Origin of the sequence: Lysinibacillus fusiformis (assembly GCF_003049525.1) — a bacterium.
Taxonomy (GTDB): domain Bacteria; phylum Bacillota; class Bacilli; order Bacillales_A; family Planococcaceae; genus Lysinibacillus; species Lysinibacillus fusiformis.
Window position 1 is genome coordinate 208745 of sequence record NZ_PYWL01000002.1, and the last position, 18093, is coordinate 226837.

Sequence of the window (18093 nt, forward strand, 5' to 3'; positions counted from 1 at the left end):
TTACATGACATCAAATACAAGTAAGGGCAGGTTGTCTTGGTGGCAACTTTCGCTTCTCGGTATAGGTTGCACATTAGGAACAGGTTTCTTTCTTGGGACAAGTATGGCCATTCATAAAAGTGGACCGGCTGTTTTAATTCCTTTTTTATTAGCGGCCATTTGTACGTATATTGTTTATGATGCACTTGTTAAAATGTCTGTTGAAAATCCTGATAAAGGCTCATTCCGTACTTATGCTAAACAGGCATTTGGGAGGTGGGCAGGATTTAGTAATGGCTGGGTCTATTTAATTTCTGAGATTCTTATTATGGGGAGTCAGCTCATGGCACTCGGTATTTTTACGAAGTTTTGGTTTCCGGCGTTGCCATTATGGGTTGCAGCCTCTATCTATGCTGCTATAGGGCTAGTCGTGATTCTAACAGGCATGAAGGGTTTTGAAAACTTCCAAAACATCTTTGGGGCATTAAAGGCGGCAGCAATTGTAATGTTTATTATTGTAGCTGTTGTAATCCTCATGAAAGGCTCACAAGCATCAACATTGGATTCACTCTATGCGAATTATGAACAGTTTTTCTCACAAGGTATAAAAGGAATTTGGCTCGGGCTATTGTATGCCTTTTACGCCTATGGAGGCATTGAAGTAATGGGGTTAATGGTCATTGATTTGAAAAATCCAAAAGAAGCACCAAAGGCAGGAAGAATAATGTTAGTTGTTATTACGATCATTTTTTTAATGGCTATTGCCCTTGCGTTAGCGCTTGTCTCTTGGAAAGACTTTACGATTGATGAGAGTCCCTTTATTACAGCCCTTCAAGGTTATCACATTCCCTTTGTGGCGGATATTTTTAATGGTGTTTTAATCATTGCTGGTTTTTCAACAATGGTCGCTTCTCTCTATGCGGTGATTACCATTCTTATTACACTTGCAGAGGATCACGATGCACCCAAAATATTAGCGAAGAAAGGGAAAAGGAAAGTACCTATTCCTGCCTTTATATTTTTAACTTGTGGCTTAGTCATCACCATTGTTATTGGCTTTCTCATGCCAGAAAAAATCTTTGAATATTTGATGACGGCAGCGGGTTTAATGTTGATTTATAACTGGCTCTTTATTTTAGTGACATATATGAAGCTGATGGAGTTATCTAAGTGGGAGCATATGAAAAATGGGTTGGGGATGCTGCTCATTGCTGTTACGGTATCTGGTACGTTAGGAGAAAAAACAAGCAGACTCGGTTTTTTCGTGAGCCTGCTCTTTATTGTCCTAATAGGGATTGCAACCTGGATTGTTGTGAAAAGGCAAAGTCATAAGGAAGCCTAATGAATGTTAGTTTTGTTGCCTCCGTAAGAACGGACATTTGGATGGACTTTGATTATCATCACTTAAAAAATATTGCTTCCATTCATAACTATTTTCTTGTCCGTACCATTTTAAATCGGGATGCCCTGGGAGTGCATCATAATGGGCAATGCGTTGACGGATGAGCTTTTTTAATTTTCGCCCAAATGCAGTAGAGTCGTTTATTTCTTCAAAAATCCAGCGTGGTTGAATGGCCATCAGCAATGTAGAAAAATGGCGACTCCTGCGCAATTTATGTGCGGGTGTTGCACAGGAAATAAAATAGGGCTCCCCGTTAAAACAAAACTCCCATTCATTGTGGTTAGGGTCAGTTGGTATTTCTTCAGGCCAATCGAGATCATCGATTTTAGTTAATTGGTTAAGAATGGTCCAAAATAATTGCTGATAATCCTCGACTTTATAGTGAGCGAGCATATCCTGAGGGCTATGAAAGAAAACAGTGAGTGTCGTATATTTACCAAAAGTTTGGGAGGATTTTGCGAATTCCTTTAAACATTGTGCTAGCTCATGAATGGATGGCTCCTTCCGTGGATCTCCGATAAAACTATAGCGCAAATGGTTCGATAAAAACCCCATTCTTGCAGGTACACACGGAAAGGTATTATCTTTATCGGCAATTGTGGCGGCAAAATCCGTGTAGGCAGATTGTTGCCAAATGGGAAGGGTGTCCAAATGTTCCTCAATCCACTTCCTATCAAATACTCCTACGTCCACTTGAGTCTCCTCCTTCTATACACCTTTATTCTATTAAAGAAAAAGCCAATAGGTTACGAAATCATTATGAATATGTAAGGGTATATGGATCGATTATTAATCACTCAATGAATGGTATCAATGGTAGAGTTTTGCTTAATTTGAATTGTTTAGAGCACAATTGTTTTGAAAACCAGTGCTGCTTCAATGGCTGACAAATCAAAACCATTGAAGCAGCACATATTAATCTTTTTGTTGAAAGACCTTTTGTTCAAGGATAGATAGGGCATGTTGAATATCCTTTATATCCTCCTGTGTCGCATGCTGAATAAGCTGTAGAAAGCGTTCCTCGATGCATGCAAAGGCCGCCTCCATCATTTTTTCCCCCTCAATAGACAAGCGAATATACTGCTTTCTTCGGTCCTCCGTGTCGTTCCATTTTTCAATGAGGTTTTGGTCTTGTAATTTTCGTAATTCACGACTTGTGTTGGGTAAGGACATATGCTGGCATTCGCTTATTTCGGTAGGCGTGACGGGCTGACTTACTTTAATATATTCAAGAATTTTATATTGAAGCGGTGTAATATTGGCAACGGTCACGTTTTGTGTTAGCTCGTGTGTCACTTGGTGGACATTAGCTGTAAACGTTACGAATTGATGAAATAAACTGCTTTTATCCAATCGGATCACCTCTTATTGTCAAGATAACAAATAACTTGTCTTAAAACAATTATCATTTGACAACAAAAATCGAATCCATTATTATTTAGTTATCAAATGATAAGTAATGGAGGCGTAGTATGAAAACGTTAATTGTCTATACATATCCAAACCATAAGAGCTTAAATTATGCATTTTTACAGGAAGTAGTGAAGGGGTGTCAAGAGAATCCTGCCATTGAAGAGATACAGCTACTAGATTTATATGAAGAAGAATTCGATCCTCGTTTAATTTTCCATGAGCATAAACGACGTCGGGATATGTATCGTGATCCGCAATTGGAAAAGTACCGTCAACAGCTGACATGGGCAGATCAAATTGTATTTGTCTATCCAATATGGTGGGGGAGACCGCCCGCTATGCTGTTAGGCTATATTGATCAACTGTTTGCATCAAATTTTGCGTATCGGGATACAAAGGGATTATTTCCAGAGGGACTCTTAAAAGGAAAGTCAGTTGTTTGTGTGTCAACGATGAAAGGGCCGACCAAATATCCACTGCTTTGGCTGAATAATGCTCATAAAATTTTGATGAAAAGAGCGTTATTTAGCTTTGTAGGAATGAAGAAAGTGAAGTTTTTTGAGTTTGGAAACATGGAGAGTAAAAAAGGGCAGCAACAGCGAAAGTTGAACAAAGTTTATCAGTATTTTAGAAAGGTTGCTTACTAATAAAAAAACTCGTGCAGACATCCTTAATCGTTTGCACGAGTTTCTGTAGTATCGATGGGCAATGTAATCAAAAAGGCTGTAAATTTTCCAAGCTTGCTTTCGACGGCGATAGTTCCATGGTGCATATCAATAATTTTTTTGACGATGGCTAAACCGAGACCACTTCCTCCATTTGCGGCAGTCCGTGATTGATCGGCCTTATAAAATCGTTCAAATATATGCATTTGCTGCTCTTCGGATAGCCCAATACCAGTATCTTGCACAATGATGGTAATGGTATCGAGATGTTGTGTCATAGTTAAAGTGATTGCACCTCTGTCGGATGTGAATTTAATGCTATTCGTTAGCAAATTCATCCAAACTTGATTCAGTAAATCTTCATCTGCTGTAATCGTTATATTGTCTAAATGGAGATCAAAATCTAGTTGTTTAGCTACCCAATTTGGTTCAAGAGCCAAAATGACATTCCGCAATTGTTTATCCAATCGATAGGTTGTCGTTTCAAATGGATGATGCTGTGATTCTAAGGAAGTAAGCTTCAGCAAATTATCACTAATCTTTGATAACCGATTACTTTCCAATTCAATAATTTCTAAGTAATGTTGACGCTTTTCTTCAGGTAGATGAATGTTCTTAAGAGCCTTCGCAAAGCCATTAATAGATGTTAAAGGCGATTGAATCTCATGGGAGACGTTTGAAATAAATTCCTGTCGCATTCTTTCAAGTTCTCCTAATTCAACAGCCATATGATTGATGCCATGGATTAATTGTCCAAATTGGTCTTCCTTATTGCCTTTTACATCTAATTGGATATTAAAATCCCCTTTTGCCATTTGTCTTAATGCTTCAACAATAGCGTCCCAGTAATTCCGTTGTCGATTGAGCCCAATTAAGAAGATAATAGCGGCCGAACAGGCAAAGAGCACAAAAACACCAAGGACGGTGCCTAATTGCTGCCAAAAATCATGGGGTTCTGTACCTAACTGACCATATAGCCATCCTGTTGCATGATAAGAAATAAAGGCAAATAGTGTATTCGTAATGAGAAAGAGGAATAGAACAAATAGAATTCTAACAAAGAATTTTCGTTTTCTCATAATGCTAGTTCCAGGCGGTAGCCAAGACCACGAATGGTGCGGATGGCAAAGCCGCTAATCTCCTGAGGAAAACGCTCACGTATTCTTTTAATATGGACGTCTACTGTGCGTTCGTCTCCTTCATAATCATAGCCCCAAATTTCTTCAATCAATTGTTCACGAGAAAATGTTTTGCCCACATAGCTCGCTAATGTAAATAATAATTCGAATTCCTTTAACCGAAGGACAATGATTTCTCCGTTCAGATCAACTTCATGTGTATGTCGATCGAGTTTAACATTGCCAGCTTCTACTACTTGAGAGAGAGCAATACGATATCTTTTTAATATCGATTTAACACGCACAATTAGCTCGGCAGGTTCAAAAGGTTTTACCAAATAATCATCTGTCCCTAAATGGAAACCCTTGACCTTTTGAGCGGTTTCTCCTTTAGCAGTAAGCATAAGAATAGGGAGATCTGTGTTGTATGAGCGAATTTCCTCACATAAAGCCCACCCATCCATGTTTGGCATCATGATATCCATAATCACCATATCTACCTTTTCAGAGGCTAACTTGGACAGTGCATCGACACCGTCCGTCGCCTCAATAACATCTAAACCTTCATTTTGTAGAAATACTTTTACTAATTCTCGAATATGGGCATCATCATCTACCATTAATAGTTTGGTCATCTAAACAATTCCCTTCGTTAGTCCTCTTTAATTCGTAATTGCTGCTTGGCAAACTCACGATACATGGCATGCGTCTCAAAGAGTGATTCATGTGTACCACAACCTGTAATATGTCCTTTTTCTACAAATAGTATTTGATCGGCATCGACTACCGTCGAAAGACGGTGAGCAATAACTAAAGTTGTGCGACCTTGCATTAAATTATCTAACGCCTTTTGTACATAAATTTCTGACTTACTATCTAAACTTGATGTAGCTTCATCGAGCATTAAAATTTGTGGATTCCGTAGTAGCGCTCTGGCAATAGAAATACGCTGACGTTGCCCCCCTGAAAGCTTGATGCCTCTTTCGCCTACTTCTGTGTCAAACTTATCGGGAAGATCGTTAATAAATTGATCAGCATAAGCCATTTTAGCTACTCTTTCTAGCTCATCATCCTGCACTTCACGGTCAACACCATAGCAAATATTTTCTCGAATTGTTCCTGACAGCAGGGCACTTTCTTGAGCCACATAGCCAATTTGACTACGCCATGAGTGAAGTGAAAATGTCTCGATTGGCGTTTCTCCTAGCGTAATATTACCGCTAGTTGGCTGGTAATATCGTTCTAACAGGGAGAATGTGGTTGTTTTACCGCCACCACTTGGACCTACAATGGCCGTTACTTTGCCTGGCTCTATTGTGAAGTTAATATCGGATAAAATCGGCTCCTCACCATATGAAAAATCAACATGGTTAACATAAATCGGTTGATCTATTTTTTCAACAGTAATGCCTTCTTCAATATGTTCCTCTTCGTGGTCCAGTAATTCACTAATGCGTTCAGTGGCACCCATTGCTTTTTGAAGTTGCGTAAAGAACATCGTTAATTGTGTCATGGGCATGATGATTTGGATTAAATATAAAATAAATGCCACCATATCACCAGCTGTCAGCTCACCAGAGGAAACGCGCACGCCTCCATAGCCAATAATAGCGACGAGAACTGACATTAGAACGAATGAAATTAAGGGTGAAATAAGCGCATGGATTTTAGCTTCTTTTAAGCCAAAGTTAAAGAGGTTCGTAATGCCCTTTTTCCCACGCTCATATTCTATTTGCTCCGCATTAGAAGCTTTAACCAAACGTGTTTCAGGTAAAACTTGGTTTAATACCGAAGTAAACTTAGCGGTTTCGTCTTGCATCCCTTTAGAAATCACAAACATGCGTTTTCCTAGCAGCATTAAAATAACCATCGCTAGTGGGACAGCGATTAACATCACTAATGTCATTTTCCAATCTAGGAATAAGAGAATGATAATGGAACCGATGATAGAAATAACACCCGATAAACAGTTTGCTAGATGCTCTGTAATGAGCTCCTTTACGACCGCTGTATCATTTGTTACACGACTTAATGTTTCACCTGTATCGTTTTCATCATAATAGGGGATGGGTAAATGCAGTAGCTTGCGCCAAAGTTGATCACGTAATTTTGCTACTACATGTTGACCTACACGATTTAAATAATAGATAGATAATCCACTTGCAATGGCTTGGGCGATAAAAGCAATACCAAGCAAAATGATCTGCCAATAATTAAGCGATTCTAATGAAAAGCCGTCCACTAATTGTTTTGTAAATAATGGGACGATAAAACCTACGCCCGTAGTTGCTAAACTCATAATTAAAGCTATAACTAGGAGCCAAATAGGTGGTTCAGCTCGTTTTACTAATTGTATAAAACGACGCCAATCTGGTTTTTTAGTAGTTTCTTTTGATGTCTCTTGCAAAGAAATAAGCCTCCTTCAATATCGTCAAACAACGTATGTCGTTCCTATGGCTTTTACTATAGCATGTGTTTATGAACTGAATATGAAATGAAATAAAAGGTGATGTGCAATTCATCATCACCTTTTAAATAGGACTAGTCAGCAAACTCATCATGGTATAAAGACTTACCGAGTAGTCGATAAATTCTTAGAGCTAATTGTATTTGTAATAGCTCTTCATAGCTTTTTAAATCGGTCTTTAAAATCTCTTTAATTTTTTCGATACGATAAATTAATGTATTGCGATGAATAAACATTTCCTTAGCGGTTTCGCTAATATTCATATGATAAATAAAATAATTTTCCAATGTAATTAAATAGCTCGTCCCATGTAATAAATCATGCTCAAAGACAGTCCCTAAGCTCTCTAAGAAAAAGTCTTTTAATTGAACCTCATTAATATTCGAATCTAAAAAGTGATAGATGGAGTGATCGGCAAAATGGGCCACTGCTCCGCTTTCCTCGAATCGGTGCATAAGACGGAGAGCTTCGTGTGCCTCGGCAAAGCTTTTATGAACGTAACGAATTTGTTTATATTCTTTTCCAATACCTATCAAAAAGGAAGTTTCTGCTTGATACTGACTTAATAATTGCAGAATTTCCTCAGCATACTGTTTCGTTTCATTAACAGTCATATCTTGCTTACCTTCTTGTTGTCCCACCAACACAATAATTTGCTGGTTTCGATAAAGGCATGTAATTTCACCATTGACGGTACTAGAGTGTTTATAGATTAAATTCATACATTTTTTTGCAATATTATCGGATTCGTACTTTCGAGAAATTAAATCATGATGATCCTGCAGGTTATCACGGATCATAGAGATTACAATACAGTAATATTTATAATGGACATTTAAGCCATGAAGGTCACAGAGCGTTTGAAGCGTCTCGCTAGATGTGATTTTTCCCGTTAATAAATCATCAAAAAACTCCTGTTTGATTTTAAGTCGGACATCCTCAATTTCCTTCTGTTTAATCCTCTCTAATGCCACGATTGTGGAGGCTTGCTCTAAAACAATATAATCAAATTCATTGAGATCATGAACGGTTTGCCAAATGACGATATAGCCGTAAATATAATTGGCTACTGCTACAGGGAGAATTCTGCATTTTACAGTAAGATCCTCTAAATGATAATTTCTTGTAATCAATTTTTGCATCTCATTGAGATCCTTAGGAATGGAATCGATAAATTCCTTTGAAAAAGTCGGACGATTTTTTTTTAGGTCGATGCCATAGGCAAGTGGGACAGGATTGACATCGAGATCAGTGAAATGGAGTAAATTCCAATCCTGATCTAAAAAGATAATAGGATTATTAATGGTTTCCGCTAATTTTGAGGAAATCGATTCGATGCCTCCTCCTTCCAGTGCCACCTTAAACAATGTATTGTGCATATCCAATGATTTTCGATTTAATAAGTCATAGCGACCAGATGCCTTTTCATTAATAATCGATATGACCTTGGATAAGATGTAGTTATAAGGTAACTCCAATAAAGGTAATCCATATTGATTGGCAATATCAATCATGTTTTGAGGTGTTTTTTGGAGATAACGTCTCATTTTAATGACGAGGCCCGCACAATTGACTTTGGACAGTTCTTGGATAATTTTATTTTGTAGTTCTTCATCATCTTGGAAGATATAACCGGTTGTTAATAATAATTCATTCGGTGTTAGCCAATCAAATGCATCGGGATTCTCGATAATGTTCACAAGTGATATTTTATTGTGAATGCCTTGCTCTCCCGCAACAATTTTAATTCCCTCCAAAGCCTTAATTTCTAATAAATCTTTAATTGTTAGCAAATGATTTCACTCCTTTGCCATAATCTTATCACAAAAAATTGTACATATTGCCCAAATCATCTCCATTCTTTTTGGTATTGCTAAACAATGATATATAGGGCATAAGAGAATAAAATAAAGCATGTAAGACGGGAATGTGAAAAAACTAACATTCTCGCGATTCATTTCCCTTTAGTTGAAATGAACAATAGGTCGGGAAAATGGAGGAATGAAAGAAATTGGAAGATACAATTATCATCTCAGAATTTTTAGCGGCAGCTGAAGCGGGAGATATAGATACTTTGCAACGTTTTTTACAACAAGGTGTAGATATTAATGCTCGCAATAAGCAAAAGCGAACAGCCATTTTACTTGCTGCCATGAGCGATCAATTAGAAACGGTGAAATTTCTAATACAAGAAGGGGCAGATATTAACCTTCAAGATCAAATTTGTTTAAATCCATTTTTATATGGCTGTATTAATGGAAAATTAGAGCTTGTGAAAATAATGCTCCAAGCAAACACAGATTTGGAACGTCTAACACGTTTTGGTGGAGTAGGTGTTCACCCAGCAAGTGAGAAAGGATTTGTTGAGGTAGTTCGTGAGCTTGTGACAACGACAGATATTAATGTTAATCATACAAATATTTGTGGTTGGACACCATTAATTGAAGCAATCCTTTTGAATGATGGTGGAGAGAAGCAACAAGAAATTGTTCGTTTATTAGTAGAGCATGGTGCAGACACACAATTAGTCGATCAATATGGAGTGACTCCACTAGCAATCGCTAGAGAAAAAGGATTTACGGCTATTGAAAACATTTTACTAGAAGCTGGGGCAAAATAGTAGCAATCCTACGACTTAAAGAGGTGTACATATGATACACGCTAAATCTGGTGATAACTATTTCCTTCAGCAATTAGTTGAGACGGAGTTTACGGGAACGGTTCATAGTGTATTTAAGCATGCATTAAATATTCGCAGTGCAGCAAATGATGAAATTTTTACTCTTGCAACGAAAGCTATGGATAATGCTCCTAATACGCTTGTCATTGATCTTGATACTTTGGACAATTTGCACATAATCCAAGATGACCAAGTAAGGATGAAGCATCACCAATTATTAATAGAAGATAAATTAACAATTGCGATAGAAACAGCCGCTCTTTGGCAGTGTCATCTACCTATTTTCCCGTTAGACATGGCAACGATAAAACAGAATATCGTTCAAGTGAAACAGTTTATTGATATATATGGGAAAAGTGGGGGGATGAAGCGCAGTGATTCACCAGTTAGTGCATTTGAGGCAGAAACTTCGAGATTGCTAAAAGAGCGCACAGCATTACTCCATGAAGAATTATGTAATCGCCGTTTTGATAATTTTCAGCAGTATGCACTTGATTTAGTGGGCTTGGGGCCAGGGTTAACGCCATCAGGTGATGACTTTTTAGTTGGATTATTGACGGTCATCCATTTAGAACAGAGTCCGTGTTCTATTTATCAGCCATTGTGTGAAAGCGTCATCAAATTGATGAAGCCTTTAACCAATGATATTAGTTACACAACATTGAACAAGGCTGCATATGGACAGGTTAGGGAATCTATTCAAGCATTTGTCTCTGCCATGCTATCTGGCACGGAAGGTGAAGCGATCGAAGCACTGAAAAAGGTACTTGCCATCGGCTCTTCATCAGGTACAGATATCGCCTTAGGGCTTATATGTGGCTTTGAAGCCAATATAAAATTAGGAGGATAATAATGAGTATTAAAGTCGTAATTAAGCGAAACACATATTTTGATTCAGTATCATTGATGTCACTTTCAACAAAAGCGAATCAAATTGAAGGCGTCGAGCAAGCCATTATTGGTATGGGTACAGAAATGAACAAGGGAGTTATTCGCAACGTTGGTTTAATGACTCCTGAAGTAGAAGAAGCAACAGCAGGGGACTTAATGATTATTGTAAAAACTGCTAATGCGGATGAAACAGAAAGCGCTTACTTAGCGGTAGAGGAATTATTTACAAATAAAAATTCAGCACAAGTAAAAAGCGATATTAAATATGCAACGATTGATTCGGCTGCACAAGGTATCCCAGATGCAAACTTTGCTGTCATTTCTGTGAATGGTGCTTTTGCGGTTCGTGAAGCACGCAAGGCTCTTGAGAATGACTTACATGTTATGTTATTCAGCGATAATGTAAGCGTCGAAGACGAAGTGGAATTAAAAACATTAGCACATGACAAAGGCTTATTAATGATGGGTCCAGACTGTGGTACAGCAATCATCAGTAATATAGGGCTTGCCTTTGCAAACGCTGTAAGAAAAGGCAGTATCGGTATCGTTGCAGCATCTGGTACTGGTAGCCAAGAGGTGAGCGTTCGTATTCATGACTTCGGTGGTGGGATTACTCAACTTATCGGTACGGGTGGCCGTGATTTAAGTAAAGAAGTAGGCGGAATTATGATGCTGGATGGTATCCAAGCTCTTGATGCCGATGAAGCGACAAAAGTAATCGTTCTAGTATCAAAGCCACCTGAAGCTAGCGTAGAGAAAAAAGTATTAGCACAAATTAAAGAGTGTAGCAAACCTGTAGTTGTTTACTTTATCGGTGGTAATGAAGAAGCAGTAATAGCAGCTGGCGGACATTTCGCTAAAACGTCTAAAGAAGCAGCGTTACAAGCGGTATTACTTGCTGGTATTGATGAAGCAGGCATTAACAAACGTGCACTGAACCTTCCATTAATTGAAGAAGTTCGTGCTAAATTATCACCAGAGCAAAAATATATCCGTGGATTATTCTGTGGTGGAACGCTTTGTGATGAATCTATGTATCTAGCAATGGAAAAATTCGATCATGTATATAGCAATATCCAAAAAAATCCTGACTTCCTATTAAGAGATATTAATGTGAGCCAGGAACATACTTTCATAGACTTTGGGGATGATGACTTTACTAACGGTAAACCGCACCCAATGATTGACCCATCTTCTCGTATTGAGCGTTTCTTACAAGAAGCAAAAGATCCATCGGTTGGTGTCATTGTAATGGACTTCGTTTTAGGCTTCGGTTCACATGAAGATCCAGTTGGTGTTATGCTTCCGGCTATTGTTGAGGCTAAACAATTGGCAGAAAAAGAAGGCAGACACTTAGAGATTATTGGATATGTTCTAGGAACAGATTTAGATAAACCAAGTTTAGAAGAGCAAGTGAAAAAATTAGTCCATGCAGGTGTGACACATGCAAGCAGCAGTACAAATGCAGGCTTACTGGCTAGAGAAATGGTTTTGAAAGGAGATCATCATGAGTAAGATTAATGAACTTTTTACTAGTAAAATCAACGTAATTAACGTAGGTATTGAACTTTTTAACAATGATATTTTAGCGCAAAATGCGAGTGCTACACACTTAGAATGGTCACCACCAGGTGGAGGGAAACCAGAAATAATCTCGGCACTAAACAAAATCGATAAAACTGAATTGGCTGAAAAAATTGAAGCAGCAAACCGTCTTGCAGTCGAAAAAATTGTTAACTCTCAACCGGTTCTAATTGGTTTCGACCAAGCAATTAATGTAGTACCAGGCATGACGAAGAAAACAATTTTACACGCTGGCCCTCCAATTACATGGGAAAACATGAATGGTCCAATGAAAGGTGCCGTTATGGGAGCTATCATTTTCGAAGGCTTGGCAAAGGATCTTGAGGAAGCGGCGGAAGTTGCAGCATCAGGAGAGATTGTATTCTCACCATGTCATGAGCATAACGCTGTAGGATCTATGGCTGGTGTTACATCTGCCTCCATGTTTGTGCACATTGTTGAAAATAAAACATACGGTAATCGTGCATTTACAAACTTAAGTGAGCAAATGGCTAAAGTTTTACGTATGGGTGCAAACGATGACAGCGTTATTGATCGTTTAGTATGGATGCGCGATGTTTTAGGACCAATTTTACGTGACGCTATGAAGCTCAATAAAGAGGGGATCGACCTTCGTTTAATGCTCGCACAAGCACTTCATATGGGGGATGAGTGTCATAACCGTAACAATGCAGGTACTGCTTTACTCATTCAAGCTTTAACACCTTATATTTTAGAAACAGATTACCCTGTTGAACAGAAACGTGAAGTATTTGATTTTGTAGCAAGTAGTGAGTATTTCTCAGGTCCTACATGGATGGCTTGTTGTAAATGTGCATTAGATGCTGCACACGGTATTGAGCACAGTACGGTTGTGACAACAATGGCACGTAACGGTGTAGAATTTGGTGTTCGTATTAGTGGGATGGCAGGTAACACATGGTTCACTGGCCCTGCACAACAGGTTATCGGACCAATGTTTGCTGGTTATAAGCCAGAAGATTCAGGTCTAGACATTGGAGATAGTGCAATTACTGAAACATACGGTATCGGTGGTTTCGCTATGGCTACTGCACCAGCAATCGTTGCTTTAGTAGGTGGAACAGTGGATGAGGCAATTGGTTATTCACGCCAAATGAAAGAAATTACGACAACTGAAAACCAAAACATTACTATTCCATTATTAAACTTCATGGGAATTGCTACTGGTATTGATATCCGTAAAGTAATTCAAACTGGCATTCTTCCAATTATTAATACAGCGATCGCACACAAAGACGCGGGTATTGGTATGATTGGTGCCGGTATTACTCACCCTCCAATGGAAGCTTTTGAGAAAGCATTAATCACAATTAGTGAGAAGTGGGCTTAAGCCCGCTTCCTATAAGTAGGAGGAGCTTTAGATGGAACATGCAAAAATTGAACAGTCCTATCAAGACTATAGAGCACTAGGCTATTCGGAAGAACTATTACCAAAGGGTCCTCAGGAAAGAGACTGGGGAATCACTAACTACATCACAGTTTGGATGGGTGCAGTTCACAATATTATGTCTTATATGACGGTTGCAGGATTTTTTATCTTGGGATTATCTGTTAATCAAGTTTTCTTAGCCATCATGCTATCAGCAGTGATTGTTTCTGCAGGCTACGCCTTAAATGGATATTCTGCCTCTAAATATGGTATACCATTTGCCATATTATTGAGAGATACATTCGGAGTAAAGGGTTCCATTATTCCAGCGTTATGTCGTGGATTAATTGCTGGGGTTGTTTTCTTTGGTACAACCACAGTAGTGGGGGCTCAATCTCTAAATGTTTTATTCACTAGATTTATTCCGAACTATATGTCTATTGGTGGGGACTTTACTCTTTTTGGCTTAGATGTTCCGACAATGATTTCTTATAGTATTTTATGGGTAGTTACAGTTTTACTATTTTTAGGCGGTATGAATATGCTCACTGTTTTTGGGAAATATTCTTCACCAATCGTTTATATTTTCATCATTGGCGCAGCGATTTGGGCAATCAATATTGCTGGTGGTATCGGTCCAATTTTAGAATACACACCGGCAACAAAAATGGAAAGTCCGCTAGTATTTATTGCTTGTGTCAGCGCATTGGTATCCAATTGGGCTGGTCCAATTGTTAATATTGCAGATTTTACAAATAGAGCTAAGTCACCAAAAGCTATGGTCTATGGTTTATCTATTGGCATGATCGGTTCGTATCTACTATTTGCCATCACTTGTATTAGTTTAATAGCTGGGACAGAAATTGCATTCGGACAACCAATTTTTAATATTGTCGATGCAATCGATAAAATCCAAAATCCATTTTCTGTTATTGTATTAATTTTAGCATTAAATGTTGGGGCAACTTCATTTGTCGTATTCGGTAATTTACTACCATCAGGATTACAAATGACAACGTTATTCCCTAAAGTATTTACAGTAAAAACAGCAGGAATTTTAACAGCCATTGTTGGAACAATGATTTTGCCTTGGAAACTAGTATCTAGTACAGAAACTTTATTCTTCTTCTATAGTTTTATCGGCTCTATGTTTGGTCCAATTGCAGGCATTATGTTGTCTAGTTTTTATATCGAACGTAAACGTCGAATTGAGTTATCTACAATTTATGTGGAAGACGGTAACAATGGGGCTTATAAATCTGGCTATAACATCGTAGCATGTGTCGTGCTATTGATTAGTTTTATGCTACCAATGTCAGGTGCTTTCCTTAAAGGTGTGCCTTTCCTAGTGAAGCTAAATGATTTCGCCTTCTTTAGCGGACTAATCGTATCGTTCATTTTATATACAGTGTTATATCGATTTAATAACCAAAAAATTCAAAATAATGTGGAAAATGAAGTAGGGGTGTAGTTGTGAGTAAATTAGTAATTGTAGCAATCGGAGGCAACTCGTTAGTAAAAGATAGCGGTAGTGAATCTATTCATAGCCAGCAGGAAGCTGTTGCTCAAACTGTCGAACATATTGCAGATATGATTCAAGAAGGCTATAAAGTGGTTGTCACTCATGGCAATGGTCCTCAAGTAGGTTTTACGCTACAAAGAAGTGAAATTGCTAATGAAATATCTGGCATGCCAGCGGTACCTTTAGTGAACTGTGTTGCCGATACACAAGGCGGAATTGGCTATTTAATTCAACAAGCCCTAATCAATGAACTGGCGAAGCGTCAAATTAATAAAAAGGTAGTTAGTGTGATTACACAAGTGGAAATCAATGAAAATGATCCGAACTTTGTTAATCCTACTAAGCCAGTAGGTTCATTCTTTACGAAAGAGCAAGCGGACGCTATGTTAGTGGAACATCCAGATTGGAAAATGATAGAAGATTCAGGACGCGGTTATCGTCGTGTGGTGCCTTCACCACTACCAATTGATATTGTGGAAAAGGATGCAATCAAATCACTTATTGACAATGACTATGTAGTCATCGCGGTAGGCGGAGGCGGTATCCCAGTGATTAGAAAAGAAAACAATATCTACGAAGGTGTAGATGCTGTTATTGACAAAGACTTTGCAACAAGTCTGTTAGCAGCTCAAGTAAATGCGGATTCATTAATTATTACAACAGGCGTTCCACGAGTATTCATTAACTTTGGGAAGCCAGAACAACAAGCACTTGAAGAAATTACAATTGAAGAAACAAAGAAACATGTTTTAGACAATCAATTCCCACCAGGAAGTATGCTACCAAAAATCGAAGCAAGTTTGAGCTTCTTAGAAAATGGTGGTCACCGAGTTATTATTACAAATCCTGAGAGTCTAAAAGAGGCAATCAATAATCAGGCGGGTACTCATATTATAAATTAACATAGGGGGAATCACGGTATGGATTATATTCAATTAGCAGTTGACAAAACTAAAGACGGTATCGATCAAAATATTGGTGGACCTTTTGGTGCAACGATTGTAAGAGGTGATGAAATCATCGCTGTTGTCGGAAATACGATGATGCGTGATACAGACATAACTGCACATGCAGAAATAGTAGCTATTCGCGAAGCTTCTAAAAAGCTTGGCACAATGGATTTATCCGATTGTGTCATCTACGCAACATGTGAACCATGTCCGATGTGTGTTTCAGCAATCATTTGGTCAGGAATTAAAGAAGTGCATTATTGCAATACAGCAGAAGATGCTCATGTACATGGCTTCTCTGATATGCATATACGTGATTACTTAACTGGAAAAGATAAAAGTGTGCTAAACATGCATAAAATGGAGACGCCAGAAGAATGTGATGCACTATTCCATCATTTCAATAACAAAATGGCTAATAGCAAATAATAGCCTATGATCAAGATTAGAGTAGGGATCTCGTTTTCGAGAATCCCTTTTCTACTTTTCATCCAATAAGCATGAAATAATTGGTACAATTAAAATAGATACAGGGCAAAAGCAAATTTGGTTTGATTTTCATCTTCGTAATTCTTAAGAAGGAGTTGTTTACATGGTTGGCAAAGAACGTTATCAACAATTACTAAATAAAATGAATCAATATAATTCAGGTGAGAAAGGAATTACGAGAGTTGCTTATACAAATGAAGAGCAGGCTTGTTTACATGCCTTCATTCGTTTATGTAAAGATGAACATCTTCAAATTCATATTGACCCATGTGGAAATCTTATTGCTCGAAGAGAAGGTAAAGTACCAGGATTACAGCCTGTAGTCATGGGCTCTCATTTAGACACAGTTTATCAAGGTGGAAAGTATGATGGAGTTGTTGGCGTAACGGCAGCCCTAGAAGTAATCAAACGATTAAATGAGAAGTCAATCGTGACCAAGCATCCAATTGAAATTATTGCATTTGCCTGTGAGGAGTCTTCTCGTTTTGGTGTATCAACGGTCGGCAGTAAAGCAATGGCAGGGCTTATAGATAAAGAAAAATATCGTCATCTCGTAGATCGCGATGGCATTTCCATGGAACAGGCTTTTGCCCACTGTGGGCTAGATTTTAGTAGTGTGGATCAGGCAAATAGAGCAGGGGAAGGTTTCCATGCCTTTTTTGAGTTACATATTGAGCAAGGTCCAATGCTAATTAGCTATGAGAAAAAAATTGGAATTGTTACGGGGGTGGCGGCACCAGTCCGTTTATTAATGACATTAAACGGGAAAGCCTCCCATTCAGGTACAACACCGATGAATATGAGGAAGGACGCACTTTTAGGGGCATCAGAATTGGCATTAGAATTGGAGAAAGCAGCGATAGCCGAGCAAGAGTTTGGAACAGTGGCAACAGTAGGTATTTTAGACGTTGTTGCAGGATCCATGAACGTTGTCCCAGGACAGGTGGAGCTTACAGTCGACATTCGTTCCTCCTCAGTACAATCAAGGGATCGAGTTCTTCAGCAATTCTATACTGCCATCGCAAATGTCCAACAAAAGCGACTGCTTGCTATTGACTATAAAGTCATTAGCTCGGAGGAGCCTGTCCTACTTTCACATAGTCTAATGAAAGGGTTGGAAAGTATTTGTATAGATAAAAATCTCTCCTATCAATATATGCAAAGTGGTGCGGGACACGATTCAATGAACATGATTAGACTCGGACCAGTTGGCCTTATTTTTATCCCATCAGTGGACGGCTTAAGTCACCATCCTGATGAACATACAGACCTTGAAGATATTTTATTAGGCATAGAAGTTTTAGAAGAAGCGGTTTTAAGATCCGCTATAATTATCTAGCATGATGCGTGATAGACAATAGCGGGAGCATGGTTTGTCGTTCAGGCATGTAATACCTATTTAATTTCCTAAGCTGATGCGTATGCGGTGACAGCTAATCGTCAGTAGAAACTCGGGTAAAAGAACGAATACTAAAGCGACACACCTTAAAATGACTGGACAAGATTCTAGGAATGAAGGAAATGAGGTCATTCGAAGAAAGAC

At 38.4% G+C, this 18093-nt stretch carries 16 protein-coding genes; 10 read left to right on the forward strand and 6 right to left on the reverse strand.

Annotated elements, in window-relative coordinates; genetic code table 11:
* Window positions 1-4: 4 nt before the first annotated feature.
* A complete protein-coding gene (locus C9J29_RS05925) occupies window positions 5-1321 on the forward strand; it encodes an amino acid permease (RefSeq protein WP_043990153.1) in 1317 nt (438 codons plus the stop codon).
* A 6-nt stretch (window positions 1322-1327) separates the two neighbouring features.
* On the opposite strand, the gene C9J29_RS05930 is transcribed toward C9J29_RS05925, so the two are convergent.
* The gene (locus C9J29_RS05930; RefSeq protein ID WP_107921782.1) at window positions 1328-2074 is read right to left on the reverse strand and encodes a YqcI/YcgG family protein; all 747 of its coding nucleotides are present in this window, start codon (window positions 2072-2074) and stop codon (window positions 1328-1330) included.
* 222 nt (window positions 2075-2296) lie between these two features.
* Window positions 2297-2734 carry a MarR family winged helix-turn-helix transcriptional regulator gene (locus C9J29_RS05935; RefSeq protein WP_043990151.1) on the reverse strand — a complete coding sequence of 146 codons (438 nt, stop codon included), beginning with the start codon at window positions 2732-2734 and terminating at the stop codon, window positions 2297-2299.
* A 119-nt stretch (window positions 2735-2853) separates the two neighbouring features.
* Between C9J29_RS05935 and C9J29_RS05940 the strand changes: the two genes are divergently transcribed.
* Window positions 2854-3441, forward strand: a complete 588-nt coding sequence (locus C9J29_RS05940) for an NAD(P)H-dependent oxidoreductase (RefSeq protein ID WP_090001738.1) — start codon at window positions 2854-2856, stop codon at window positions 3439-3441.
* 23 nt (window positions 3442-3464) lie between these two features.
* Here C9J29_RS05940 and C9J29_RS05945 read toward each other — a convergent pair whose 3' ends face one another.
* The 4 genes from C9J29_RS05945 to C9J29_RS05960 form a co-directional block, all read right to left on the reverse strand.
* Entirely contained in the window at window positions 3465-4538 is a 1074-nt protein-coding gene (locus C9J29_RS05945; RefSeq protein WP_008176540.1) for a sensor histidine kinase, read from the reverse strand.
* Window positions 4535-5212, reverse strand: coding sequence for a response regulator transcription factor (locus C9J29_RS05950; protein WP_008176538.1), 678 nt, complete (start codon window positions 5210-5212; stop codon window positions 4535-4537). Before C9J29_RS05950 ends, C9J29_RS05945 begins: the two co-directional genes overlap by 4 nt.
* Window positions 5213-5229: 17 nt before the next feature.
* Window positions 5230-6984, reverse strand: coding sequence for an ABC transporter ATP-binding protein (locus C9J29_RS05955; protein WP_089985138.1), 1755 nt, complete (start codon window positions 6982-6984; stop codon window positions 5230-5232).
* Window positions 6985-7118: 134 nt separating this feature from the next.
* Window positions 7119-8837 carry a PucR family transcriptional regulator gene (locus C9J29_RS05960; protein ID WP_008176534.1) on the reverse strand — a complete coding sequence of 573 codons (1719 nt, stop codon included), beginning with the start codon at window positions 8835-8837 and terminating at the stop codon, window positions 7119-7121.
* Between the two features lie 218 nt (window positions 8838-9055).
* Here C9J29_RS05960 and C9J29_RS05965 point away from each other — a divergent pair, with 218 nt between their 5' ends.
* The 8 genes from C9J29_RS05965 (at window position 9056) to C9J29_RS06000 (ending at window position 17889) form a co-directional block, all read left to right on the forward strand.
* The gene (locus tag C9J29_RS05965; protein ID WP_008176532.1) at window positions 9056-9664 is read left to right on the forward strand and encodes an ankyrin repeat domain-containing protein; all 609 of its coding nucleotides are present in this window, start codon (window positions 9056-9058) and stop codon (window positions 9662-9664) included.
* Window positions 9665-9695: 31 nt separating this feature from the next.
* Window positions 9696-10574, forward strand: a complete 879-nt coding sequence (locus tag C9J29_RS05970) for an oxamate carbamoyltransferase subunit AllH family protein (protein WP_107921783.1) — start codon at window positions 9696-9698, stop codon at window positions 10572-10574.
* 2 nt (window positions 10575-10576) lie between these two features.
* Window positions 10577-12130, forward strand: a complete 1554-nt coding sequence (fdrA, locus tag C9J29_RS05975; RefSeq protein ID WP_107921784.1) for an acyl-CoA synthetase FdrA — start codon at window positions 10577-10579, stop codon at window positions 12128-12130.
* On the forward strand, window positions 12123-13550 hold the full coding sequence (locus tag C9J29_RS05980; RefSeq protein WP_107921785.1) for a YlbE family protein: 1428 nt from the start codon (window positions 12123-12125) through the stop codon (window positions 13548-13550). The genes fdrA and C9J29_RS05980 overlap by 8 nt, the downstream gene beginning before the upstream one ends.
* A 31-nt stretch (window positions 13551-13581) precedes the next feature.
* Window positions 13582-15060: a cytosine permease gene (locus tag C9J29_RS05985; RefSeq protein WP_107921786.1), complete on the forward strand. Its 1479-nt coding sequence runs from the start codon at window positions 13582-13584 to the stop codon at window positions 15058-15060.
* A gap of 2 nt (window positions 15061-15062) precedes the next feature.
* On the forward strand, window positions 15063-16013 hold the full coding sequence (gene arcC, locus C9J29_RS05990) for a carbamate kinase (RefSeq protein WP_008176523.1): 951 nt from the start codon (window positions 15063-15065) through the stop codon (window positions 16011-16013).
* A gap of 18 nt (window positions 16014-16031) precedes the next feature.
* A complete protein-coding gene (locus tag C9J29_RS05995; protein ID WP_008176521.1) occupies window positions 16032-16490 on the forward strand; it encodes a nucleoside deaminase in 459 nt (152 codons plus the stop codon).
* A gap of 163 nt (window positions 16491-16653) precedes the next feature.
* Window positions 16654-17889, forward strand: coding sequence for a M20 family metallo-hydrolase (locus tag C9J29_RS06000; protein ID WP_089985131.1), 1236 nt, complete (start codon window positions 16654-16656; stop codon window positions 17887-17889).
* Window positions 17890-18093: the final 204 nt, after the last annotated feature.

Excerpts from the sequence above, each read along its gene's own strand:
- C9J29_RS05925 (WP_043990153.1), top strand. The coding sequence starts at position 5 with ATGACATCAAATACAAGTAAGGGCAGGTTGTCTTGGTGGCAACTTTCG.
- C9J29_RS05940 (WP_090001738.1), top strand. The coding sequence starts at position 2,854 with ATGAAAACGTTAATTGTCTATACATATCCAAACCATAAGAGCTTAAAT.
- C9J29_RS05945 (WP_008176540.1), bottom strand. The coding sequence starts at position 4,538 with ATGAGAAAACGAAAATTCTTTGTTAGAATTCTATTTGTTCTATTCCTC.
- C9J29_RS05950 (WP_008176538.1), bottom strand. The coding sequence starts at position 5,212 with ATGACCAAACTATTAATGGTAGATGATGATGCCCATATTCGAGAATTA.
- C9J29_RS05970 (WP_107921783.1), top strand. The coding sequence starts at position 9,696 with ATGATACACGCTAAATCTGGTGATAACTATTTCCTTCAGCAATTAGTT.
- fdrA (WP_107921784.1), top strand. The coding sequence starts at position 10,577 with ATGAGTATTAAAGTCGTAATTAAGCGAAACACATATTTTGATTCAGTA.
- C9J29_RS05980 (WP_107921785.1), top strand. The coding sequence starts at position 12,123 with ATGAGTAAGATTAATGAACTTTTTACTAGTAAAATCAACGTAATTAAC.
- C9J29_RS05985 (WP_107921786.1), top strand. The coding sequence starts at position 13,582 with ATGGAACATGCAAAAATTGAACAGTCCTATCAAGACTATAGAGCACTA.
- C9J29_RS05995 (WP_008176521.1), top strand. The coding sequence starts at position 16,032 with ATGGATTATATTCAATTAGCAGTTGACAAAACTAAAGACGGTATCGAT.
- C9J29_RS06000 (WP_089985131.1), top strand. The coding sequence starts at position 16,654 with ATGGTTGGCAAAGAACGTTATCAACAATTACTAAATAAAATGAATCAA.